The sequence below is a fragment of the Dickeya sp. ws52 genome (assembly GCF_007210685.1).
Classification (GTDB): domain Bacteria; phylum Pseudomonadota; class Gammaproteobacteria; order Enterobacterales; family Enterobacteriaceae; genus Dickeya; species Dickeya chrysanthemi.
In genome coordinates this window covers 36,532-61,028 of sequence record NZ_SZVX01000020.1, presented here as the reverse complement: position 1 = coordinate 61,028, position 24,497 = coordinate 36,532, and the positions used below count along the sequence as shown (strand labels likewise).

The following is a 24,497-nucleotide window of genomic DNA, read 5'->3' as shown; positions in this document are numbered from 1 at the left end:
CCCGGCAAAAGTAGCCAAGAAAAAACCAACTGCCCAGAAAGCTCAGGCCGCTAAAAAACCGGCAAAAGTAGCCAAGAAAAAACCAACTGCCCAGAAAGCCCAGGCCGCTAAAAAACACAAAAAAGTGAAAAAATCGAAAAAAGCCGCCACTCCGGCCGCTTAATTCGCCAAAGTAAACATTGATAGTCATGCTCATCGGTAGCCTTGCCGACATGACGATAGCGTTATCAAACACCCGGCTAGCCGGGTGTTTGCTTCATGGAGGGCCGAATAATGCTACGGCGTTACTCATTTGAAATCATCTTGTCCTTCCTGCTCATCTGCGCGTTGGTCATTGTGGTGTTTTTCCTGTAATCCGCTTTCACCCGCACGCACAAACCCGGTCATCCGATTCAACGGCCCCATCAAACTCTCGTTTCCTGCCTGAATGCCGGCATGATACGTTTATAGGAATCGATGACCGTTAATACGCTGAATTTCATCTTTAAGGCCATTCATTACATGCGCATATCAGCCTGGTTGTTATGTTCATTGGGTATGCTCGCCGCTTCTGCGTGGGCCGATGACACCCCGTCGGCAACGACGGAACAACAAAAACAAACCCTGTTCTTTAATCATGATGACCGCGACAGCGTGCCGGATACGTCTCAGTGGCCATGGCAGGCGATTGGTCAGTTGGAAACCGCCAGCGGTAATCTCTGCACGGCCACCCTCATTTCGCCTCATCTGGCGCTCACGGCCGGTCACTGTGTGGTAGCACCGCCCGGCGTGCCGGATAAACCGGTAGCGTTGCGTTTTTTGGTGACGGAAAGCGGCTGGCGCTATGAAACCGATAAAATTGAAGCGTTGACCAATAAAAAACTCGCCAAAATGCTGAAAGCAGACGGTGACGGCTGGATCGTTCCGCCTGCCGCCGCACCGTGGGATTTTGCACTGATTCGCCTGAAAGAAACGCCGCCGGGCATTCGTCCGCTGTCTATCTGGCAGGGAAAGCAGGAAGAACTCAAAGCCGCGCTGGAAGCGGCGCAACAGAAAGTCACTCAGGCCGGTTATCCGGAAGACCATCAGGATACGCTGTATCGCCATCAGGATTGCCGCATTACCGGCTGGGTACAGAAGTCGGTCATGGCGCACCGCTGTGATACATTGCCGGGCGACAGCGGTTCGCCGCTGATGCTGAAAACGGCCGGCAGTTGGGTACTGGTAGGAATTCAAAGTTCCGCGCCGGATGCCAGTAACCGCAAGCTGGCTGATAACCGTGCCGTGGCGGTTACCGCCATACGCCAGCAGTTGGAAACGCTGGCCAACGCAAAACGCTGATTTTGCCTGCCGGTATCCCTGATACCGGCAAACCGCCGCCGACTATCTATACCCAAAATAATTCGAGTTGCAGGAAGACGGCGACGCAGCGAATCCCCGGGAGCTTACTCAAGTAAGTGACTGGGGTGAGCGAGGAAAGCCAACGCACCTGCAACTTGAAGTATGACGGGTATATACAGCAACATACAGCAACCGCACGCATTGATATCGCACGCTCTCGTCCCTGCCGGCATCCCCCATTAACGCATTGTTAATAACACTAACCATTCCTAACACTTACGAGTAACACGATTACACCTTTTATGGCTGAGTTGAAACATCGCCTTCAATGAAGCGATCCAGCCATCTGAATAATCGTGCCGTTCTCCCTATAACCGAATTCACTGAGAAGGACGTCAATACAATAAGTTACATTATTATTTAGGGAGCATTATGTACGAATATCTACAATTCTCACTCGGCGTTTTACCCCTCCTGATTATGATCATTTTGATTTTAAAAATTAAAATGCCCATTCACCATGCCGTTCTCATCACTCTGGCTATCACGGCCATTCTGAGCCTCACCGTCTGGCATACGCCGTTACAGACGCTCGATTCGGCGATTGGCTACGGCGTGATCAAGGGATTATGGCCTATCGTCATTGTCATTCTGGGCGCGATTTACAGCTATAACCTGATGCAAGAGACGCGCAGCATGGATGTACTACGTGACGTTCTGGCCGGCATCAGTGACGACAAGCGTATCCAGGTTCTGCTGATTTCCTGGTGTTTTGGCGGTTTTCTCGAAGCCGCCGCCGGTTATGGCACCGCCGTTGCCATCCCTATCGGTATTCTGATCGCCCTGGGTTTCAATCCGCTAAAAGCCGCCATTGCTTCTCTGGTGGCGAACACCGTCCCCACTGCGTTCGGCGCAGTCGGTATTCCGGTGTCGATTTTAGCCGAACAGGTTCAACTGCCGGTCACTGCATTGGGCGGCACCATCATTGCGCAACTGGCGCTGTTCAATATCCTGCTGCCTTTTGTCATCATCGCCATCATCGGCGACGGTGTGAAAGCGATCCGCGGTGTAGTGGGCATCTCGCTGGTGTGTGGCCTCGCGACACTGATTCCACAATATTTCGTCGCAGTTCATCTGGGCGCGGAGCTTCCCGCGTTTGCCGGCAGCCTTGTCAGTCTCATCGCCGTAGCGGTGATGGGGCGAGCGCGCAAAGGAAAAACCGATCCGCGCTATCTTATCCAGCAGGATACATCGTCGGCCTCGCTGCCTTCAGGCGGTGAATTACTGAAGGCGTGTTCCATTTACCTGCTCATCTTTACCTTTATTCTGCTTTGCTCGCCGTTATTTCCGGGGATTAAGCAGATTGTCGGGCAGGCAACCTCGACGCTGTCGTTTCCATTGCCGGAAGGGAAAGCGCTGTCGCTGAAAATCGACTGGATTGCCACACCGGGTGTGCTCATCATCCTTGCGACCTTGCTGGGCGGCTTTATTCAGGGCGCGACGTTAGGCAAGATGTTGCGTGTCTTAGTCGGCACGATTAAGCAGTTGAAAAATTCCATCATCGCCATTACCACCATCGTCGCAATGGCAACCATTATGGACGTCAGCGGGTTGATCACCACGCTGGCGCAAACAATGGTGAATGTCACGGGCGGTGCTTATGTTTTTATCGCCCCGATTATCGGTGCGTTAGGGACCTTCGTGACCGGAAGCGATACCAACTCGAACGTGCTGTTCGGAAAGCTGCAGACGGTTGCTGCGGGGAAACTCCACATTGACCCCGTCTGGCTGGCGGCGGCCAACACAGCAGGGGCGACCGGCGGGAAAATGATCTCCCCACAGAGTATCGCCATTGCGGTATCCGCCACGCGAATGGACGGGCAAGGCAGCGCCATCATGTCAGGTACGCTCAAGTACTGTGCCGCCTACATTGTGATTCTCGGGTTAAAAGTAGGGTTGTTTTATTACCTGTTTATGTCCTGAAAATCAGTGCCGTACCGCAAGCGCTGGCCATAAAGCCAACGAGAGCGGCTGTACTGGAGGGATATCGGGCGGGTCTCCGCCCGGATGTACGACCTGACCATGTTTATCGTCAATACGCTGGGCGTCATCGATGTGGGCGCCCGGTGAACGCGGTGAATCTGATCATAGAAAACACCACCCCCTTGCCGCGGCTGAGCGCGTGCAAGGGTCCCCGGGTTAACCGCGGCTAAGCCGTTTATCCGTCAATCTGTGCCATCGCCTGCAAAATACGTTTATCGGAAATGGGATACGGCGTGCCCAATTGCTGGGCGAAATAACTGACGCGCAGCTCTTCAATCATCCAGCGGATGGTTTTTACGTCGTCATCGTCGCGCCGCTCCGGCGGCAGCTTGTTCAGCCACTGTTGCCAGGCCTGCTGCACCTGCTCCACTTTCAGCATCTGCGCCCTATCGCGGTGGACATCCTGCGCCAGTTTATCCAACCGGCGTTCGATAGCGTTCAAATAGCGCAGCACATCCGGCAACCGCTTGTAGCCGTTGTCGGTGACGAACCCACGGAACACCAGCCCGCTCATCTGGCTTTTGATGTCGCTTAAAGCCAGCGCCAACGCCATATCCACCCGGCCTTTAAGCCGTTTATTGATGTTGAATACCGCGGTTAAAATCTGCTCTACCTGACGGGCAATATCCACCACCGCGTCGTTCAGTTCCGCACGCACCCGCTCGTGCAACTGGCGGAATGCCGCCTCTTGCCACGCCGGGCCACCGGCTTGTTCCATCAGTTTGTCCACACCGCAGGCGATACAATCGTCGATCAGTTCCAGCACCTTGCCGTAAGGGTTGAAATACAGCCCCAGCTTGGCCTTGTTCGGCAATTTTTCATGCAGGTATTTAATGGGTGAAGGAATGTTCAGCAACAGCAAACGGCGCTGACCACGCCACATCATCTGTTGTTGCTGATGCGGCGAATCAAACAGACGGATCGCCACGCTGTCTTTCTCATCCACCAACGCCGGGTAGGCTTTTACCGCGTAGCCGCCGCGCTTCTGCTCGTAACGCTCGGGTAAATCGCCAAAACTCCAGATGTGTAGATCACGCTGTTCGATGCCGTCATCCGCCACCGCCGACAGCGTTTGTTGCACCTTTTCCTGCAATTGCTCTTTCAGCGCCCGCAGATCTTTCCCTTCCCGCAATGCACGGTTTTTCTCATCCACCACCCGGAAGGTCATTTTCAGGTGATCGGGCACCTGATCCCACTGCCAGGCTTCACGATCGACCGTCACGCCGGTCATCAGGCGTAGCTCACGCTCCAGCGCCTCCAACAGCCCTTTTTCCCGTGGCGTGACCCGCGCCAGAAACGCTTCTGCATAATTGGGCGCCGGCACGAAGTTACGCCGTATCGGTTTCGGCAATGATTTGATCAACGCCACGACCAGGTCACGACGCAGCCCCGGAATCTGCCAGTCGAATCCCTCTTCCTTTACCTGATTCAATACCGGTAACGGGATATGCACGGTTACGCCGTCGGCATCCGCCCCCGGCTCGAACTGGTACGTCAGCCGCAAACGCAGCTCACCCTGCTGCCAGTGGTTCGGGTAATCCAACGCGCTGACGCGCTCCGCCCCGTCTTTGATCAGCATGGCCTTTTCGAAGTTCAGCAACTCCGGATTGGCTTTGGCGGCCTGTTTCCACCAGCTATCGAAATGCCGGCTCGAGACCACATCGTGGGGCAAGCGCTGGTCGTAGAACGCAAACAAGGTCTCGTCATCGACCAGAATATCGCGGCGGCGGGACTTGTTCTCCAGTTCCTCCACTTCCGAGCGTAATTTCTGATTATCACGGAAAAACGCATGTGGGGTTTGCCAGTCGCCCTCCACCAGCGCATGACGAATAAACAGCTCGCGCGACACCACCGGGTCGATAGCGCCATAGTTCACTTTGCGGGCCGCCACCAGCGGCAAACCGTACAACGTGACCTTCTCCTGCGCCATCACCGCGCCTTGCGCTTTCTCCCAATGCGGATCGCTGTAACTGCGTTTGATCAAATGCTGCGCCAGCGGCTCGACCCATTCCGGTTCGATGCGTGCGGCGATGCGCCCCCACAAGCGGCTGGTTTCCACCAGTTCAGCGACCATGGCCCACTTCGGCGGTTTCTTGAACAAGCCGGAGCCGGGGAAAATCGCAAACCGGGTGTTGCGCGCGCCGCTGAATTCCTGCTTTTCGACGTCCTTTTGTCCAATGTGAGACAACAGACCGGTCAACAATGCGCAGTGCAAACTGCGGTAATCCGCCGGTTCGCTGTTAACCGGGAAGCCCAGCTCTTTTACCACCTGGCGCAATTGGGTGTAGATATCCTGCCATTCCCGCACCCGCAGGTAGTTGAGATAATCGCTGCGGCATAGCTTGCGAAACTGGCTGGACGACAACGCTTTCTGCTGCTCTTGCAGGTAATCCCACAGGTTGACGAACGCCAAAAAATCGGACTCTTTGTCGGCAAAGCGGCGATGTTTTTCCTCCGCCGCCTGCTTTTTCTCCGTCGGACGCTCGCGCGGGTCCTGAATCGACAAGGCGGCGGTAATGATCATCGCTTCACGTACACAGCTGGTTTGCCGCGCTTCAAGCACCATGCGCGCCAGTCGCGGGTCGACCGGCAGTTGCGCCAGTTGGCGCCCTTGCGGCGTCAGCCGATAGCGGCCGTCATCGCTGGTCTCAATCGCCCCCAGTTCTTCCAGTAACCGCACCCCGTCCTGAATATTGCGTTTGTCCGGCGCTTCGACGAACGGAAACGCCGCGATGTCGCCCAACCCCAACGCCGTCATCTGCAAAATGACCGACGCCAGGTTGGTGCGCAAAATTTCCGGGTCGGTAAATTCAGGCCGGGAGAGAAAATCCTGCTCGGAATAGAGGCGGATACAAATCCCCGCCGCCACACGACCACAACGCCCTTTGCGCTGGTTGGCGGAAGCCTGCGACACCGGCTCGATCGGCAACCGTTGTACCTTGGTGCGATAGCTGTAGCGGCTGATGCGCGCCGTACCGGGGTCGATCACATACCGGATGCCGGGCACCGTCAGCGACGTTTCCGCTACGTTGGTCGCCAGCACGATGCGCCGCCCGTGATGAGAGTGGAATACCCGGTTTTGTTCTTGACTGGAGAGCCGCGCATACAGCGGCAAAATCTCGGTGTGCGGCAAATCCTGCTTGCTTAACGCATCAGCCGTATCGCGGATTTCCCGCTCGCCGCTCATAAACACCAGAATATCGCCCGGCCCTTCGCGGCACAGCTCGTCCACCGCATCCAGAATCGCCTGCAACTGATCGCGGTCGCTGTCCTGCGCGTCTTCCACCACCGGCCGATAACGCACATCCACCGGATAAGTTCGTCCGGATACTTCAATGATCGGCGCATTGCCGAAGTGACGAGAAAAACGCTGCGGGTCGATAGTGGCCGACGTAATGATCACTTTCAGATCCGGGCGTCTTGGCAGCAGCTGTTTGAGATAGCCGAGAATAAAGTCGATATTGAGGCTGCGTTCGTGAGCTTCGTCGATAATCAGCGTGTCGTACTGCATCAGCAGCCGGTCTTGCTGAATCTCCGCCAGCAAAATACCGTCGGTCATCAGTTTGACCAGCGTGTTGTCGCCCACCTGATCATTGAATCGCACCTTGTAACCCACCGTGCTGCCCAGCGAGGTTTCCAGCTCCGCGGCGATACGGTCCGCCACGCTGCGCGCCGCCAGCCGGCGCGGCTGGGTGTGACCGATCAGGCCGGTAACGCCGCGCCCCAGTTCCAGGCACATCTTCGGCAACTGAGTGGTTTTACCGGAGCCCGTTTCCCCGGCCACAATCACCACCTGATGGTCGCGGATAGCCGTCAGAATCGCTTCACGTTTCTGGCTGACCGGCAACGCCTCCGGATAGCGAATGGCCGGCAACGATGTTCTGCGCTGTTCCACCCGCAGGCGAGCCGCGTCGATCTCCTGCCCGATCTCCTGCGCAATCGCAACCTGTGCCTGTGGATTCCCCACTTTCATCGCGCCCTGCAGACGACGGCGCAGACGTTGCCGGTCGCGCAGCATTAACGCATCGAGCTGAGGTTCTAACGCATGGAGAGGTGATGTCACGGTGCAATTCCTTACTGTCTGATTCCGGGTATGGGTGGTCTGTCGAACAACGGCCCGGCGCCCCTGATTGTTGCAGGCATAACCTGATTATTACGATCACAAAATCGTGCGGCGGGCATGGTATCACATTGACGGCTCAGGCTATATGTCATCCGGCGGGATTCCGCCGCACCGCATCGGGCGCCGGCAATCGTCATTCAATAAAATCGAACAAAGGTCTCGAAATATTGCACTATCCCATTGCCGACAACACGCCTATGATGCATCCATCCGGCGACGATGATCGCCCTGGCACACTCAATAAGGAATTGGCAATGAGCAAAGTACTCGTTCTGAAATCAAGTATTCTGGCTGACTTCTCCCAGTCCAACCAGATGGCCGATCACTTTACCGCCTCCTGGCAGGCTGCCCATCCTGCCGATACCATCACCGTACGCGACCTGGCAGCCAAGCCGGTGCCGGTGCTGGACGGCGAGCTGGTTGGCGCCCTGCGTCCTTCCGACAAACCGCTGACGCCGCGTCAGCAGGAAGCGCTGGCCTTGTCCGACGAACTGATTGCCGAACTGCAGGCGCATGATGTCATCGTGCTGGCCGCCCCGATGTACAACTTCAACATTCCTACCCAGTTGAAGAACTATTTCGATTTAATCGCTCGCGCCGGCGTGACCTTCCGTTACACCGAGCAGGGTCCGGAAGGTCTGGTAAAAGGCAAACGCGCACTGGTGCTGACCAGCCGCGGTGGTATCCATAAAGATGCACCGAGCGATATCCTGGCTCCGTACCTGCGCCTGTTCCTGGGCTTCATCGGTATCAACGATGTGGACTTCGTGTTTGCGGAAGGTTTCGGTTACGGTCCGGACGTTGCACAAAAAGCACTGGCCGGCGCCAAAGAAGAGCTGTCTCAACTGGCGTCTGCGTAACGATTACGCGTTAACTGCCCTCATACTCACCGCCGTGTTGCCTGCCGGCACGCGGCGGCTATTATTTTTCCTGTTTCTTGTCTTGCATACTGTCTTTTTCCGGTGTCTCTGTCGGCGCACCTTGATTGATAGCCTCATTATTACTCTGACCACCGGCACGTTTATCCGATTTTTCCAGCAACTGTACCGTTTCTTTATCCGTTCGGATGTGAATGTCGTGTTCAATACGCACGTTCATGTTAATGGTGATCGGCTCTTTCGGCGGCGCCACCTCAATACGCGGGGTGCAACCGGTTAGCAACGTAACGACTATCGCGGCACAGGCTGTTTTCATCTCATTCCCCTTTAATTTTCATAGTGAGTTACTCAGCGGCCTGCTGCTCCAGCGATGCCTTTAGATTGTCGCCAAAGCGCAGGCTGTGCCATAACTGGAAAACATTCTCCTGCTGGCGATAATTGAGCACAATGTCACGCCGCGACTGGTCATCCATCACGCTTTGCCCTGTAACGCGCGATACCAGCGACAATTCGCCGCGCTGACTGAGATCCATCGTCACCCAAGAACGGCCGATCTCGATATAACGCAACCAGGCAACCACGGCGGCGTTGGCGACGCTGTTGCGCGCCAGTTGATCCGCCAGTTGCGGATCAAGCCGTACCGTCAGCGGCGTATCATTGGTAAATTTGCCGTCCTGCACCAACATCGAAGGGTGGCTAAAATTCAACGGTACTACCCCGCTGATACGGCCGGACATCGACAGCTTTTTCGCTTTCAATCCATTCACCAGTTCACCGATGTCGATGCCCTGTAACCGCAATATCGCTGCATCATGCGCCGGCAAGCGCAGCGGCGACAGCGACACATGTCCATCCAGCACATCCAGCTCCAACTGCGCCAGCGTCAACGGGCGACGTTCGCTGTAGGGGTAAGCGCCATACATCTGTATGTCGATATTTTGCATCGGAAACAGGCTGTCGAGCCGGTTAATGCGTAACGCCACCGGACGGGAGATTCCCAGTTGCCAGCGATGATTTTCAAACCGGTACGGCAGCACAAAGTTTACGCCGCTGACATCGCCATCCTCCAGCCAGGCGTTGCCGTTTTTCACCACCCAATGTCCGCCCGCGTGGAATCCCTGACCACGTGCAGCGGAAAACGCCGCCTGTGCATAAAACTGACCGGAACGGATCGCCAGCTTCCAGTTTGGCGGCAGCAAAGTCTGGAATACCCGTAGTGGTTGCGGCGCCCACCAACCGCTGCCGCGCAGCCGTTGTCCATCCCAGCGGCCGTTAAGCTGGACGGGGCCGACCGCATCCGCCTGCAACCGACCTCGCCACTGAAAATCCTGCGGATTACGCCCACGAATATCAAGAGTCAGCGCCGTGGCGGGTAATTCTCCTGCGCCACGAAAATTCACCTGCTTCGCCGCCAGCGTCAGCGCGCCGAATAGCGTTCCCGCCGTCGGATCGCGATGCCAGCGTAATGGTTCGGTCAACGTCAACCGGGGCTGATCCACCGTCACCACACCGTAACGGAGTTGGTTAAGCCCGCTGGAGAGCGATTCAACTTCAATCAGGTCGTTCAGCCAGCGGCCATGGCCGGCGATATCCCAACGGCCCTGCAACGGCGGCAACTCCCCTTCGCCCCAGTAGCGCCAGCGCCAGTCGCCGTTATCCGGCCAGAATTGCTGTGCTTTGCCGTCCAGATGCAGGCGAAAACGCCCCCAATAGCTATCGCGGACTTTCACAATCGCCTGCAACCTGCCGCTGACGCCCCCTCGGGTTACCTGAATACCCGCCAGCGGCCAGCGCGCTTCTTCCAGCGTCACGGTTGGGCGCGGCATTCCCCAGGCGCGTAACAGCGAACCGGGCAACAATGTGACGGTAGGGTCCAACGCCGCGCCGTTCACCACACCCGGTAACGACGCGAATAGCGATAAATCGGGTAAGTTAACCTGCCCGGTGAGTTGAAAACGCATATCGCTATCGGTCAGCCCCAGCAAACCGGGCCCCAGCGATAAAACGGCGTTCGCACGGCCGTTATGACCTTGCGTCAGGAGATTGATTCGTGCCTCCAGCCGTAGCGGATCACGCGGTTGTAATAAGTCATACAGCGTCAGCGAGACGCCGCCCTTTAGCGGCTGACCAGCGTAAGGCCAATGCCACTGACCGCCCTGAATACGAAGATGACCGTCGCTGACCTGCCACGGCAACGTCAGCAACGGTTCGGTCATTGACGCCACACTGACCGTCAGCTCGCCCTGATTACCCTGCCAGCGCAACACCGCACTGGCCGGCTCAGGTAACCGCAACGGCAGGTATTGTCCTTGCACCTCGCCGCGTTGCGGCAGTCGGTTGAGCGTCGGCGCCAGGTGCATCGCACCGTTGACCTGCAACGGCGCCGCTTGCGTCGCGGCGTGCATCTGGCCTTGTTGCAGCGTCAATTCCGTGCCGTGCAGTTCGGCCTGCACCTGTAGCAGGTCGCTCTGAATCCGCAGTTGCTGGCGCGATGCGTCGCTAGAGAATTGCAGGCTACCGGCCTGATTCAGCCAGGGTGCCACCGTGACGCGATGCAACGTCAGCTCCGCTTCAGGCAGCCACCGTTGCCACTGAGCCAGTTGCAACGCAGCCATCCCGGAAGAGGCCGGCCATTGCCGCAAACACACGGCATCCAACGTCAACGCTTGTGCATCCAATCGCCAGAGCCCTTGATGATAACGGACCCGCAACCCGGACAGCGCGGCGGCGCGACACGGCGCCAGATGAAGTTGCGCGTCAGGCAGCCAAAACCCACCTTGCCGCCAACCGGGCGTCGCCTCCATCACCAGGCTGGCGCCAACGGGCAAATAAGGCCGCAACACCATCGGCAGCCAACGCGGCATCGTCCAGCAGGCAGCCGATACCCCCAGCGCCAGCACCAACGCCAGTACGGCCAGCCAACCAGCACAGCGCATTAACTTCAGCATGGGTTACGTTTCAGGGTTATTCCGGTCGTCATCATTTTGTCATTCAGTGCGAATCGTTACGGTTTTTAAACCCAATGTCACCATTCAGTTCACATTCCACCGCAAAATCCGTACATCTCAATTACCTGATTGTGATAAAATTTTTACATAAGCACGGTATTTGATTACACAATCTACCGGTTACAGGCTCGGTGACGCTATTCCGAACGCATCGTGCCCGACCGAATGATACATTCATCAGCATTGTTGTTTATTTAGACAATACGGACCTGCTCGGCCCTTCAATCATCGCAAAAAGGGATGTTCCATGCGTAAAAACTATCCAGTCAGTCAACGTCAGTATCCGTTGGATGCCAAGACTAAACTGATGTCGGTGACCAACCCTGACAGCCTCATTACCTACGCTAATGCCGATTTCATCAAAGTCAGCGGTTACGAGCCGGAAGAATTGATGGACCAGCCGCATAATATTATCCGTCACCCGGATATGCCACCTTCCGCCTTCGCAGACATGTGGAATACCTTAAAAGCCGGAAAAATCTGGACCGGCGTGGTCAAAAACCGCCGCAAGAACGGTGATCACTATTGGGTTCGCTCCAGCACCACGCCGTTAAAGCGGGATGGCAAGCTAGTGGGCTACATGTCGGTACGTACCGCCGCCACGACGGAAGAAATCCGTCAGGCCGAAGCACTCTATGCACAGGTGAACCAGGGCACCCTGAAAAACCGCGCCTTCCATCATGGTTTGCTGGTGTATACCGGCCCGCTGAAATGGCTGAGCCTGTTCAAAACCATGCCGTTACGCTGGCGTATTCGTAGCTATTTTGGGCTGCTGGGGTTGATGCCGCTGGCTATAGCATTCGCGCTGTTGCCCAAAACCGCGCTGGTCTGGGGGCTGTTTGCCGCCTTGATCGCCTGCGCCTGCCTGTTCTGTGAGTTGCTGGTGCAGCACGTCGCCAAACCGGTGGAACAGATTCTTGAACAGGCCATGTGTTCCGCCTCAGGCCAGGCCAACAGTTTGACCCAATTCAATCGCGCCGATGAGATAGGTATGCTGATGCGCGCGGTCAATCAATCCGGCATGAACTTCCGCACCTTTGTGGATGACGTCAACGTCAACCTGCAAGAGCTCAAAACCGCGTGCAGTGACATCGCTCAAGGCAACCACATCCTGGCTGAATGTTGCGAAAAAACCGAAGAGAGCCTGCAACAAACCGCCGCGTCGGTGGAACAATTGACCGCCACCATCAAAAGCAATGCCGATGCATCGCTGCGGGCATCGCAGTATGCGCAAGACGTTAATCAGGTCGTCAATGTGGGAGAGCAGGCCGTTACGGAAGTCGCCAACACCATGGAGGCGATTACCCGCGCCAGCGAACGCATCACCGACATCATCAGCGTGCTGGATAATCTGGCATTCCAGACCAATATTCTGGCGGTCAACGCCGCGGTAGAGGCCGCGCACGCCGGAGAACAAGGTAAAAGCTTCGCGGTCGTCGCCAGCGAGGTTCGCTCGCTGGCGCAACGCAGCGCCGCTTCCGCCAAAGACATCGCCGCGCTTATCGACAATACGCTGGCCAGCATCCACGCCGGCGATCAGCAGGTCGCGCATACCAACCGCTCCATGAACAACATCCTGGTTAAAGTGCAGGAGGTGACGCATTTGATGAACGACATCAGTCTGGCCACCAAGGAGCAGTCGCAGGGATTGCTGCAGATCAACGACGCGGTCAACCGTATCGATGAACTGACTCACCAGAACACCGCGCTGGCCAGCCAGTCCAATTCCGCCACCGGACACCTGCAACAACAAATCGCCAGTATGGCGCAGGCCATTTCCGTATTCGGCGCATCCAAATAAGCGGCGATCCCTATTCAGGAGGGGTTCCTCCCCTCCTGTTTCATCGCGATATGCGCCGCCATCACAATCTTTTCATCACGTTATCATGATAAGGGTAACCGTTTGTCTGTTTATCGTTTTCTGCTAGTTTAAACGGGCCGCTGCCTTCACATTGCATACCGGGCGTGCGGCGAACAATACCCTGCGGAGAAACAATCATGAAGCTGGCGATTTACAGCACCAAACAGTATGACCGTAAATACCTGGAACAGGTGAATCAACAGTTCGGGTATGAACTGGAATTTTTCGATTTTATGCTGAGCCCGCGCACCGCCAAAATGGCCGCCGGCTGCGACGCCGTTTGCATCTTCGTCAACGATGACGCCGGGCGTGAGGTGCTGACGGCGCTGGCGAATAGCGGTATCAGAATACTGGCGTTACGCTGCGCCGGTTTTAACAACGTCTCTCTGGATGCCGCCCGCGAACTGGGTATTCAGGTGGTGCGCGTACCGGCCTACTCGCCGGAAGCGGTAGCGGAACACGCGGTAGGTATGATGATGAGCCTGAACCGCCGCATTCATCGTGCCTATCAACGCACTCGCGACGCCAATTTCTCACTGGAAGGACTGATTGGCTTCAACATGTACCAGCGCACCGCCGGGGTGATCGGCACCGGTAAAATCGGCATCGCCGCCCTGCGCATCCTCAAAGGCTTCGGCATGACGCTGCTGGCGCACGATCCTTATCCGAATCCGCAAGCACTGGAACTGGGCGCAGAGTATGTCGACCTTGATACCCTGTACGCCCGCTCAGACGTAATTTCGCTGCACTGCCCGCTAACGCCGGAGAATCACCATCTGCTTGACCGCGACGCGTTTGCACGCATGAAAAATGGTGTGATGATCATCAACACCAGCCGCGGAGGATTGATTGACTCGCAGGCGGCGATCGACGCGCTGAAACAGCAAAAAATCGGGTCGCTGGGCATGGATGTGTATGAAAACGAACGCGACCTGTTCTTTACCGACAAATCCAACGATGTGATCCAGGACGATGTGTTTCGTCGACTCTCGGCTTGTCACAACGTGTTGTTCACCGGCCATCAGGCCTTTTTAACGGAAGAAGCGCTGACCAGCATCGCCGAAACCACGCTGCACAACATCAAACAACTGAGTGAAGGCGCGCCCTGCCCTAATCAGGTCAATTCTTGACGCCGGTTATCGGCGGCATCGTACCGCCGATAACTTAACCTGCCGGACAACTGCCGTTCATCAACGCCGTTTCGCTGCAACGTTTGCCATTAGCCAGCAGGCAAGTACCGATACTCGCCCCGTTCAGTTGACGCGAAAACCCCATACGCCCGCCCGCCAGCGTACAGTTTACTTCCGCCGGCGAGCCTTGCCCCTGCCACACCGTGCGCTGCGGCGCTACCACCTCCGGAACCGACGCCGATTCCGTTTGTCCGCCACTGCAAGCCACCAGCATCAATGTGGCGCCCGCCACCAGCCATTGCGGCATATTCATCTTCTTATCGACTCCTGTGTTGTGGATATGAGAAGCAACCGATCCATTTTATCGCCAGACGGCAGAATACAGCCTAATCCTATTTACTTCACTTCTTTACCACCCTTTTACGGTGTCAGCGGTAACGGCTCATCACCGGTTTTCATCTCTCATGTTTTTACGCACGGTAAGTAACAAATACAATTATTTTCAGGAGGATAAAATATATTTCCTTATTTTTCAGCCACTAAAGACAGTCATTTGCGGGTCGATTAATAGTTAGGCTGATAATCAATCAGCGCCATCGCCAACGGGAGTAGATAATGGCACCTGCAAGAAAACGTTTTTTTGACCTGAATGTCTCCAGCAAGCTGTACCTGGGGTTTGCCGTCATTTTACTGTTAGTGGTTCTCTCCTCAGCACTCGGTGTTTACCGTTTTTCGACCATCAAAACGTACTACGGCAAGACCGACCTGATGCACAACGTCATCATGGATATTTTTCAGGTCAAGATCGCCCGAACCAAGTATTTGGTCAGCAATGACAATGAGCCTTACGACACCATGCTCAGTTATAGCCATGATCTGGCTAAAAACCTTGAACAGGGGAACCGGCTCTATACGGAAAGCGAGTTCAGAGACCCGCTGGTGCGAATGCAAAAACATCTGGTCGCATTACAGCAATCCATCAACGACATGGCCCGCGCCAAACAAGCGCTTACCGACGCAAGCGCCCGGTTTAATCGTATTCCGATCGATGCAGCCATCTCCCGCTTTCGCCGCAGCCTGGCGACCATCGCGTTTTCATCCGATAACGACCGGGAAAAAGCCGTCGATCTCACGCTGGCGCTGGCGTCTTACAACGCGACTGCCGATGCGGTGGTGATTGAACGCACTCCCGCCTCGCTGAATACGTTACAAAGCCGTTTTAGCGATATCGAAAAAAGTTATCGCGATCTTGCCGCGCAGCTCCCGGCCGATAAGCAAACCGCACTGGATGAATTATGGGGAAACCTCGTTAACCTGAAAACGGCTGCAGAAAATTACCTGACCGCTTACAAGGGATTGTCGGATGCAGAAGCGGCGGTAAAAAGCGACGGCGATAACGTCAGCAATATCGCCAAAGAAATCATCCGCCGCCTGGGCGAGATCAACACCACGCTCACCAGCAACGCCATCACCGGTGCGACGGCTTTTGCCTTACTGGCGCTGATATTCGGCGTACTGGTATCACGCTATATCACCCGCCAGATCACGACGCCGGTGTCCCACAATCTGGCGCTGGCGGAGCGCATCGCCAGCGGCGACCTGACGGCCCATATCGAAACGAACCGGCGTGATGAACTGGGCCAGTTGACCACAGCCATGGCCGGCATGAATGGACGATTACGTCAGATGATCGGCGATATCCGCGACAGCGTTGGCCGTGTGGCGGCCTCAGCGGCGCAAATCGCCCACGGCAACCATGAACTGTCGTCTCGCACCGAGCAGCAATCTGCCGCCGTCGTCCAGACCGCCGCCAGCATGGAGCAGTTAACTTCAACGGTAAAAAATAACGCCGACAACGCCCGCCATGCCAGCCAGATTGCGGCGGAAGCCTCCAGAGACGCCGACACCGGCGGCAATGTGGTGCAAAACGTCGTTAATACCATGCATGACATCGCCGTCAGTTCGAAAAAAATCGCCGATATTACCGATGTCATCAACAGCATCGCTTTCCAGACCAACATCCTGGCGCTGAACGCTGCTGTGGAAGCAGCTCGTGCCGGCGAACAAGGACGAGGTTTCGCCGTCGTCGCCGGCGAAGTACGCAATCTGGCGCAACGCAGTGCTCAGGCCGCACGTGAAATCGCATCTCTGATTGCCGAGTCAGTGAGCCGTATCGATGCCGGAGCCATGCTGGCGGCGGAAGCAGGAGACGCCATGCAGAAAATCCTGCGTTCGGTTTCCCGTGTTAACGATATCATCGGCGATATTGCCGCCGCATCCGATGAACAACGCCGCGGTATTGAACAAATCGCCGACGCAGTCAGCGAACTGGATGCCACCACCCAGCAAAACGCATCGTTGGTTACCGCATCGGCCTCCTCCGCCAGTTCGCTGGAAGAACAATCCGTACAACTGGCGGCGCTGGTGAGCCATTTCCGCCTGATGCAGAATGTGCAGCACGAACGCCACCAGCTCACGCCGCCGCCCGCCAGCCGCACGCTTCTCCCGGCCGCAGATCAAGCCCGGCCGGCGTTAACCCACAACGCGCGCCAAAGCCAACAGAACTGGGAAAGCTTTTAGATGACCACGCCTCATAATGCGTAATCCGTTGCAAGCCGCAAACAATCACCCCCTACAGAAGAGGTGATGTAACGCGGACGACAAAAAACCGGCAAGGATGCCGGTTTCGTGAGGGATACGATGAGAAGTCGGCCGGCATCATGCCGTTACCGCCTGGTCGGTTAGCGATCTTCGATCGAATGCATCTCCACTTTCTCTGTCAGCGTCACTTCCACCTTGATGTCATCCGTCAACGTCAGCATCGCTTGCTTGTCGCGGCTCACCAACGCAGTACGCTGCGGAATAAGGAATTGCCGTACGCTTTCACCCTCAATCATATCCTTGCCGTTATCAACGCCATGCCGCGCCGATAACAGGTAATTCACCATGCCGTTATAGGTAATGCGATAACCCCCGCTTGATGATTCAACCCGGTAATTAAGGGTAATTTTCGGCAACGCCGCCTTATAAGTACCGCGAATCTCATCCCAACGCGCCGGGTTTCCCGTCAGATAGACGGAATCTACCCAGTTCGTATTGCCCTGCAACACATGTGAGGTGCTATAGGTAAAGTAATACGGCGAGATAAACGTACTATTCAGGCTCGTTGTTTTCGTGCGAAACACAGAACATCCTGACAGCATCGCCGTGACCGCCACGGCCAGAAGCAGTTTCTTCATGGGTATTTTTCTCTTTTCACCAACAGTTTCACCCCGAACGAGGGTCAGGCCGGTTTTCTGTCATCATCCGCCAGACAGCGCACAAACACCGGAGTGCGCTTACAGAATAGCAGCGATTTTATCGGTTGATGCCGTGAAAAAAGGGCAACTCAGGGGATAATTATCCCTATCGACCGGCGCCCATCGATACCTGAAATCCATCCGTTTGTTTGTTCCTTCATCAACAAACACACCTGAATAGTGTATTCAGCTACAGACGATAATATAACGCCATCGTTCTTCTCATGACGCTGAAATAGTACCGACTTTAGTGATTCAAACACTGAAGCGGTCTCCCATTCATCCTGACGGCGTTAATTCGCCTGATTGACGTCAACTAATTACGCTAATTAAACGCCTATGAAAAAGAATAACACCACCCGCAAACAACTCTTCGTCGTGATAAAAAAAACGCGTTCGTTTACGAAGAAAACGGAAATAAACTCTCAGTCACGACAAAATACGTCAGAAACCAATAATACGGCGTCTGGTTATTCTGTTTCGCCAGCAACCGGGTTAGACAATATTCGACCATCTGCACCGGAATCCGCCCGGCCGTCATCGGCACCAACCACCGCCAGCCAACCGACGCCGCCCACCACACCGCCGGTGACAACGGTTCCGCCGCTGCCTAAATTTTCCCCACCACAGACGCCCACCCCGCCTGTGGAGGCACCAACACCACCTGCTGCAGCCAATGCTGTTCCGGCCAGCCAGCCGACGCCGGCACCGACTGCCGCCGCGCCCACCACCGAGCCGGCCGCACCGCAAGAATCGTCCACCCCGCCGTTTGCACCGGATTACGCCGCCGCGGGCAGCCAGTTAAGCAAGCTGATGTCCGGCATGGCGGCGCCGTTGTCGCGGTTGACGAGTAGCCTGCAAGGTTTTACAAGCCAATCCTTGAAGTCTGCTACGCCTAAACCAGCGGACAATACCGGAACATCGCCCAGTCGAGTAGACTCAATATCTTTACCAACAGCACCTGCACAAAAAATCAATGTGCCAATCCCAGCGGGCAGGAGCAGTACGATTCAGCGCGCACTCGCAACCGGTGCTGCATATAAACAAGGCAATATTGAAGGCCTTGATGATGCTCACACTCGCGCACTGATAGCGTCAACTGCCGCTACAGAAAGTGCGGGTGGCAAATTAGATATTCGCAATTCAGCCGGATATCTCGGCCGTTATCAGGCTGGTGCAGGTTGGCTTGCCGAAGCGGGGTTGATTGCAGGCGGTGCCAATGCCGTTATCGCCGCGATGAAAGCGGACGGATTCACCAATGAGTATAAATGGGGAAAATCCGGTGGTATGACTCGCTTTCTGAAAAATAAAAACAACTGGAAGAATGGACTGGACTATGACAAATATTTGTCCAGTGCAGAGATACAAGACAACGCCTTTAAAACTAATTCTGATAAAGCCTATGCGTACTTAGTTAAGAAGGGAGTCATTAAGCCAGAAATGACTCAAAATGAAATTGCCGGCATTCTCAAAGCACGACACATTGGTGGCATTGGCGGTGCAATAAAAGCGGCTAGAAATATTGAAGGGGCCAAGGATGCCAATGGCACTTCTGCCCTGAAGTATAAAAACGATTTGGCTGACGGCAATGTGTTTATTGAAAGTTATCAGTCAATAACACCGAAAAAAGAAGATACCATTGACACACCGTCAAATAGTTCGCCCTCTCCCAGAAGAGAGTTTAATTATAAAAAGTACGACTATGAACTAACCGATGCACTCAATAAACAAATGGCTTTAGATGGAAGTAGCAAAGCAACCTATGGGAACTATGGAGCCGTAACTAGAAGTACTGTGAAAGGTTATATGGATCCTCAGAAAAACATGAGTGAAAGTTCAATGTATCAATTCTTAGATCTGACGGAATCAGCAGAGTTACCAGAAAAAACCATAAAAGAAACGCTTAAAGGAAAGGGAGTACTATCAGGAAAAGAAAAGGTATTTATTAATGCCGCAAAAAAATATGGTATTAACGAAGCATATCTTGTAGCACATGCTTTAGTAGAGACAGCGAATGGAACTTCTCCTTTTTCGACTGGGCATCATACTAAAAATGGAAAAAAAATATATAACATGTTCGGAATTAAAGTATTTCCTAAGAATACAGCCCCTGGAATAGATCTTGCGTACGATGAGAACTGGTTTTCTGTGGATGCAGCAATTGACGGTGGTGCAAAATGGATTTCAAGTCATTATATCAATAGAAAAACAGGCCAGAATACACTATATAACATGAGGTGGAATCCCAAAAAACCTGCGACTCATCAATACGCAACCGCAATAAATTGGGCAACAGATCAGTCTATCAAGATGAAAAAAATGATGGATACATTCCCCAATGCAAAACTAAAATTTGAAATACCTGAATATAAAAAGTAATCAAAAAACCACTCTCCATACAGTGGAGAGTAGTTTTAAACTAAAAAACTATCGTCGGATAGAAACGCTATACAGTGAATCCGGAATGTCATAAGTATTCTTCCCCCCTCATGTTTATGGTGCCACCAGACTCCCCTGGCGCGCACTTAATGGTACACTTAGCCCCCAGCAATGCTGGAGCACCGGCCCTATGAACATGAGTTACCGTTAAATGTCAGAAAATCAATCTGTTACACCCAAGCAAATCTATAACCTCAACAAACTGCAAAAGCGCCTGCGCCGTAACGTGGGCGAAGCGATTGCCGATTTCAACATGATTGAAGATGGCGATCGGATCATGGTCTGCCTGTCCGGTGGCAAAGACAGCTACACCATGCTGGAGATCCTGCGTAACCTGCAACAGAGCGCGCCGGTGAACTTCTCGCTGGTGGCGGTGAATCTGGACCAGAAGCAGCCGGGATTCCCGGAACATGTGCTGCCGCAGTATCTGGACAGTATCGGCGTGGAATATAAGATTGTGGAAGAAAATACCTACGGCATCGTGAAAGAGAAGATTCCGGAAGGGAAAACCACCTGTTCGCTTTGCTCTCGCCTGCGTCGCGGCATTCTGTACCGTACCGCCACCGAACTGGGCGCCACCAAGATAGCACTCGGCCATCACCGCGATGACATCCTGCAAACGCTGTTTCTCAACATGTTCTACGGCGGCAAACTCAAAGGTATGCCGCCTAAGCTGATGAGCGATGACGGCAAACACGTGGTGATTCGTCCGCTGGCGTACTGCCGTGAAAAAGATATTGAGCGCTTTGCCGAGGCCCGCCAGTTCCCGATCATCCCGTGTAATCTGTGCGGCTCCCAACCTAACCTGCAGCGTCAGGTGATCAAAGACATGCTGCGCGACTGGGATAAACGCTACCCCGGCCGTATCGAAACTATGTTCAGCGCCATGCAAAATGCGGTGCCGTCGCATCTGTGCGACACCGCCTTGTTTGATTTTAAATCGATTCGTCAAGGCAGCGCGGTAGTAGACGGCGGCGATTTAGCGTTCGACCGCGAAGAAATGCCGCTACAACCCGCAGGCTGGCAGCCGGATGAGGACGACGAAGACAACGCCCGGTCGCCGGAACGGCTGGACGTACTGGAAATTCGTTAACCTGCCCTTTTACTGGTTTATCGGCGGTCACATGGCCGCCGACATATCTCGCGGATTGCCTGCAACGTAGAGCCTATCCCAGTAGGCGTTATTGGCGCAGCCAGTTTGGCTCGGACAGAGCGGAGAAGCCGGAGCCTGAGGATTTCGCGCACTGCTCAGGGCTAAAACGGCCAGTGAAATAGCCCTAATGGGATAGGCTCTGATTACCATGACCGTTCAGCGCACACGCATGTTCACAAACGGCATACAGCCCGTAGCGGCCCCGGTACAGAAACGTCGTAATATTGCGGGCAAAAAAAAGCCGACGAAACGTCGGCATGGTGTGAATTAATTGTGCTATGCAGTAATTCAAAAAAGGAAGTAAGACAATATGGAGCGCAACGCCCATCGCTTGACGTTGCATTCACCTGCGGGAAGAATAGTGCCGCAGGTATAGTTAAAAAATGTTGATATGGCTCAATATTGGCAATGCTTTTTATCACCACCGCAAGTTGTGTGATATTTCGCGCAATTATTTCGTTATTCCGCTCACAACCATTTACTGCGCTTTAACCACCAGGCAACGCCGCTCACTAATAACACCAACATCAGGCAAAATACGCCAAACCCGATGCCGCTATTCGCGCCCGGCATTCCGCCCAGATTCACGCCGAATAACCCGGTCAGAAACGTCGTAGGCAAAAAGACCATCGCCAGCAACGACATAGTATAGGTACGCCGATTCATCGCATCCGTCATCAGTGAGGTGATTTCATCGGCAATAACCGTTGTGCGGGCGATGCTGGCGTCTAAATCCTCCAGGCCGCGACCAAGACGCTCGGCAATTTCCTGCATACGACGGCGATCATCATCCTGCATCCAGCTAAATTTCTCACCGGAAAGACGCGAGAAAATATCACGCTGCGGCGTCATGTAACGGCGCAATACAATCAGTTGCTTGCGAATCAGCGCCAGTTCGCCGCGCGGCGGAATGCGTTGCTCTAACAAAGCATCTTCCAGATCGATGATTTTCTCATGCAGTTCGTCAATAAACTCGCTGGTGTGATCGGTCAACGCTTCCGCGACAGACACGATCCAGTCGCCGCTATTGGCAGGCCCGTTGCCCTCTTTCAGATCACTCATGACTTCATCAATCGCCGCAACCTTGCGGCGACGCGTAGAGACAATCAGGCGATCAGTAATAAATACCCGGATAGCGACCAACTCGTCCGGCCGGGCATTGGGATTGTAATTGATGCTGCGCAAGGTCACTAACGTGCCTTCGCCAAGCCGAACCACGCGCGGGCGAGCGCTTTCTCCCGCCAGTGCATGGCGCACACTATCCGGCAACAGTGTGGTTTCATGCAGCCAGCGCACGCTGGCCGGTTGCGTCGAGTCGAGATGCAGCCAGACGGGCAGCCCTTCTTCCGTCATCCCCCGCTCCGCCAGCGGCAGAACACCTCCCCGACCATCCAATTGATAAGTAAAGACTGCCCCCGTCAGCGGGATCGCATTACTTTCCGTCACATCCACACATCTTCTCCTGCCATGCACACCACATCCATCTTACTGCCTGTGTCGGCCGCTGCAATCGGAAACCGGCGCATCGCTTGTTGCGGTGATAACGCCGCAATTTGAGAACGCGACCAATAAACGCCCCGGCTCCTGACGTATCAAACTCCAGTGCATCTGCATCTTAAAACCGACGCCAACAGGCTGTTAATGTTTCAAAATATAGAGCGTATGACTGTAGGCCACGTCTTCCGGGTTAGTAATGGGATACCCTTTTACCCAGGGCTTAATCAGGCGCCCATTGGTGTATTGGTAAATCGGGGCGATCGGCGCCTGCTCCGCCAGAATTTGCTCGGCGCGGTTGTAATCCTCGTTGAGGATCTTCCGGTCGGTCTGTCCGGCGGTATCCGCCATCAGGCGATCATAATCAGCATTATTGAAGCGGGCGATATTGCCGCTGTGGCTGGTGGTCAGCAACGACAGGAACGTGGAAGGCTCATTGTAATCGCCGATCCAGGACGCGCGTATCACATCAAAATTACCTGAGTTACGGCTGTCGATATACGTCTTCCACTCCTGATTCACCAGTTTGACGTCTACACCGAGTTTCGTCTTCCACATTGATGCCACCGCAATGGCGATTTTCTGGTGAACCTCCTGCAGGTTATACAGCAGCGTCAGCTTCAACGGCCTGGACGGGCCATACCCCGCTGCCGCCATCAGCGCCTTGGCCTGCATATCCAGTTCAGCCTGTGAATACTGCTGCAACTGGCCCGGCTGCGGCGTGAAACCGGCGGTCACATCGGGTGTGAAGCGATAGGCCGGTTTTTCCCCGGTCCCCAGTACCTTTTCCGCAATGATCTTGCGGTCAATGGCATAGGACAGCGCTTTACGCACCCGTATGTCGTTGGTCGGCGCACGCTGGGTATTAAACGCATAGTAATAGGTACCCAGTTGATCCGGCGTAAAGACTTGCCCCGGCAGATCTTTCAACAGTTTCTGATACTGATTTTTGGGGAATGATTCGGTGATATCGATATCGCCGGCGAGATAGCGCTTGGCGGCATTCGACTCCTGGTTAATCGGCACGAATGTGACCTGCGTCAGGCGGGTATTGGCGTGATCCCAATACTGGTCATTCGGCGTTAATACCAGCTTCTCATTCACCACGCGATCTTTCAGTACGAAAGCGCCGTTACCCACTAAATTACCGGGTTTTGTCCACTCATTGCCGTATTTCTCCACCGTGGCCTGATGCACCGGATACAAGCTGAAATTCGCCATCAGACTGAGGAAATAAGGCACCGGTTTACTGAGCTGTACTTTGAGCGTGTGATCGTCGACCGCAACCACGCCAAGCTTATCGGCAGGCAGCTTGCCGGTCAGGATCTCATCGGCATTGACGATCCCCGCCATCCGGGCAAACCAGCCAAACGACGAATTGTTCTGCGGCGTCACTAACCGCCGCCAGCTGTAAACAAAATCTCGGGCCGTTACCGGATCGCCGTTCGACCAACGCGCATCCGTCCGAAGAGTAAACAAAAAGGTACGGTTATCGTTAGTCTGCCAGCGCTGGGCAACGCCGGGAATCGGGTTGCCTTGCGCATCCTGATTGACTAACCCCTCGAATAAGTCGCGAATCACCTGAATTTCCGGCAACCCCACGGCTTTGATTGGGTCCAGCGAGGCGGGTTCGTCTTTAATATGACGTACGACCTGCTGTTGCTCTGCCAGCACCGTACCGGGTGGAACCTGCGCCGCACCGGCCGACGTCATCAGCGTTGTCATCAGTACTGCGGAAAGCGCACTCAT

17 protein-coding genes and 1 pseudogene (1 of these 18 running past the window's edge) are annotated in these 24,497 nt (G+C 54.7%); 10 read left to right on the top strand and 8 right to left on the bottom strand.

From position 1 onward, the window contains the following. The 4 genes and pseudogenes from asr to FDP13_RS22010 all read left to right on the top strand — a co-directional run. Positions 1-163, top strand: partial view of an acid resistance repetitive basic protein Asr gene (gene asr, locus FDP13_RS17550; RefSeq protein ID WP_143840023.1) — the final stretch only. The gene continues 509 nt to the left of window position 1, outside the view; the window shows 163 of its 672 coding nt (coding positions 510-672); its start codon lies beyond the left edge, outside the window; its stop codon occupies positions 161-163. Between the two features lie 338 nt (positions 164-501). Next, positions 502-1,320 (top strand): serine protease, encoded by an 819-nt coding sequence (locus FDP13_RS17545; protein WP_033576914.1) that lies wholly within the window; start codon positions 502-504, stop codon positions 1,318-1,320. A 432-nt stretch (positions 1,321-1,752) separates the two neighbouring features. Next, positions 1,753-3,303: an L-lactate permease gene (locus FDP13_RS17535; RefSeq protein WP_143840022.1), complete on the top strand. Its 1,551-nt coding sequence runs from the start codon at positions 1,753-1,755 to the stop codon at positions 3,301-3,303. Positions 3,304-3,372: 69 nt separating this feature from the next. Beyond that, positions 3,373-3,447, top strand: a pseudogene (locus tag FDP13_RS22010) ((Fe-S)-binding protein); the annotation flags it as partial. A 91-nt stretch (positions 3,448-3,538) separates the two neighbouring features. Here the strand turns inward: FDP13_RS22010 and hrpA are convergent. Next, complete coding sequence (gene hrpA, locus FDP13_RS17530) at positions 3,539-7,426, bottom strand: ATP-dependent RNA helicase HrpA (RefSeq protein WP_143840021.1); 3,888 nt, start codon at positions 7,424-7,426, stop codon at positions 3,539-3,541. A 314-nt stretch (positions 7,427-7,740) separates the two neighbouring features. Between hrpA and FDP13_RS17525 the strand changes: the two genes are divergently transcribed. Further along, positions 7,741-8,346, top strand: a complete 606-nt coding sequence (locus FDP13_RS17525; protein ID WP_012769504.1) for an FMN-dependent NADH-azoreductase — start codon at positions 7,741-7,743, stop codon at positions 8,344-8,346. Between the two features lie 61 nt (positions 8,347-8,407). Here the strand turns inward: FDP13_RS17525 and FDP13_RS17520 are convergent, their stop codons facing one another. Both FDP13_RS17520 and FDP13_RS17515 read right to left on the bottom strand, forming a co-directional pair. Further along, positions 8,408-8,680 (bottom strand): YnbE family lipoprotein, encoded by a 273-nt coding sequence (locus FDP13_RS17520; protein ID WP_012769503.1) that lies wholly within the window; start codon positions 8,678-8,680, stop codon positions 8,408-8,410. A gap of 28 nt (positions 8,681-8,708) precedes the next feature. Further along, on the bottom strand, positions 8,709-11,312 hold the full coding sequence (locus tag FDP13_RS17515; RefSeq protein ID WP_143840020.1) for a YdbH family protein: 2,604 nt from the start codon (positions 11,310-11,312) through the stop codon (positions 8,709-8,711). 307 nt (positions 11,313-11,619) lie between these two features. Here FDP13_RS17515 and FDP13_RS17510 point away from each other — a divergent pair, with 307 nt between their 5' ends. Further along, the gene (locus FDP13_RS17510; protein ID WP_143840019.1) at positions 11,620-13,173 is read left to right on the top strand and encodes a PAS domain-containing methyl-accepting chemotaxis protein; all 1,554 of its coding nucleotides are present in this window, start codon (positions 11,620-11,622) and stop codon (positions 13,171-13,173) included. 197 nt (positions 13,174-13,370) lie between these two features. Further along, positions 13,371-14,363, top strand: a complete 993-nt coding sequence (locus FDP13_RS17505) for a 2-hydroxyacid dehydrogenase (RefSeq protein ID WP_143840018.1) — start codon at positions 13,371-13,373, stop codon at positions 14,361-14,363. A gap of 34 nt (positions 14,364-14,397) precedes the next feature. Here FDP13_RS17505 and FDP13_RS17500 read toward each other — a convergent pair whose 3' ends face one another. Then, positions 14,398-14,676, bottom strand: a complete 279-nt coding sequence (locus FDP13_RS17500; protein ID WP_033576905.1) for a DUF333 domain-containing protein — start codon at positions 14,674-14,676, stop codon at positions 14,398-14,400. A 302-nt stretch (positions 14,677-14,978) separates the two neighbouring features. Here FDP13_RS17500 and FDP13_RS17495 point away from each other — a divergent pair, with 302 nt between their 5' ends. Continuing rightward, positions 14,979-16,943, top strand: a complete 1,965-nt coding sequence (locus FDP13_RS17495) for a methyl-accepting chemotaxis protein (protein WP_143840017.1) — start codon at positions 14,979-14,981, stop codon at positions 16,941-16,943. Between the two features lie 161 nt (positions 16,944-17,104). Here the strand turns inward: FDP13_RS17495 and FDP13_RS17490 are convergent, their stop codons facing one another. Both FDP13_RS17490 and FDP13_RS21835 read right to left on the bottom strand, forming a co-directional pair. Further along, positions 17,105-17,602, bottom strand: coding sequence for a hypothetical protein (locus FDP13_RS17490; protein WP_012769497.1), 498 nt, complete (start codon positions 17,600-17,602; stop codon positions 17,105-17,107). A gap of 530 nt (positions 17,603-18,132) precedes the next feature. Then, positions 18,133-18,423, bottom strand: a complete 291-nt coding sequence (locus tag FDP13_RS21835; protein ID WP_234424429.1) for a hypothetical protein — start codon at positions 18,421-18,423, stop codon at positions 18,133-18,135. A 61-nt stretch (positions 18,424-18,484) separates the two neighbouring features. On the opposite strand from FDP13_RS21835, the gene FDP13_RS17485 reads away from it, so the two are divergent. Then, complete coding sequence (locus tag FDP13_RS17485) at positions 18,485-20,041, top strand: N-acetylglucosaminidase (RefSeq protein WP_234424428.1); 1,557 nt, start codon at positions 18,485-18,487, stop codon at positions 20,039-20,041. Between the two features lie 211 nt (positions 20,042-20,252). Then, positions 20,253-21,194, top strand: a complete 942-nt coding sequence (ttcA, locus tag FDP13_RS17480) for a tRNA 2-thiocytidine(32) synthetase TtcA (protein ID WP_012769495.1) — start codon at positions 20,253-20,255, stop codon at positions 21,192-21,194. Positions 21,195-21,722: 528 nt separating this feature from the next. Here ttcA and zntB read toward each other — a convergent pair. Together zntB and FDP13_RS17470 are read right to left on the bottom strand one after the other, a co-directional pair. Continuing rightward, positions 21,723-22,706, bottom strand: coding sequence for a zinc transporter ZntB (gene zntB, locus FDP13_RS17475; RefSeq protein ID WP_012769494.1), 984 nt, complete (start codon positions 22,704-22,706; stop codon positions 21,723-21,725). Between the two features lie 186 nt (positions 22,707-22,892). Continuing rightward, on the bottom strand, positions 22,893-24,497 hold the full coding sequence (locus FDP13_RS17470) for an ABC transporter substrate-binding protein (RefSeq protein WP_143840041.1): 1,605 nt from the start codon (positions 24,495-24,497) through the stop codon (positions 22,893-22,895).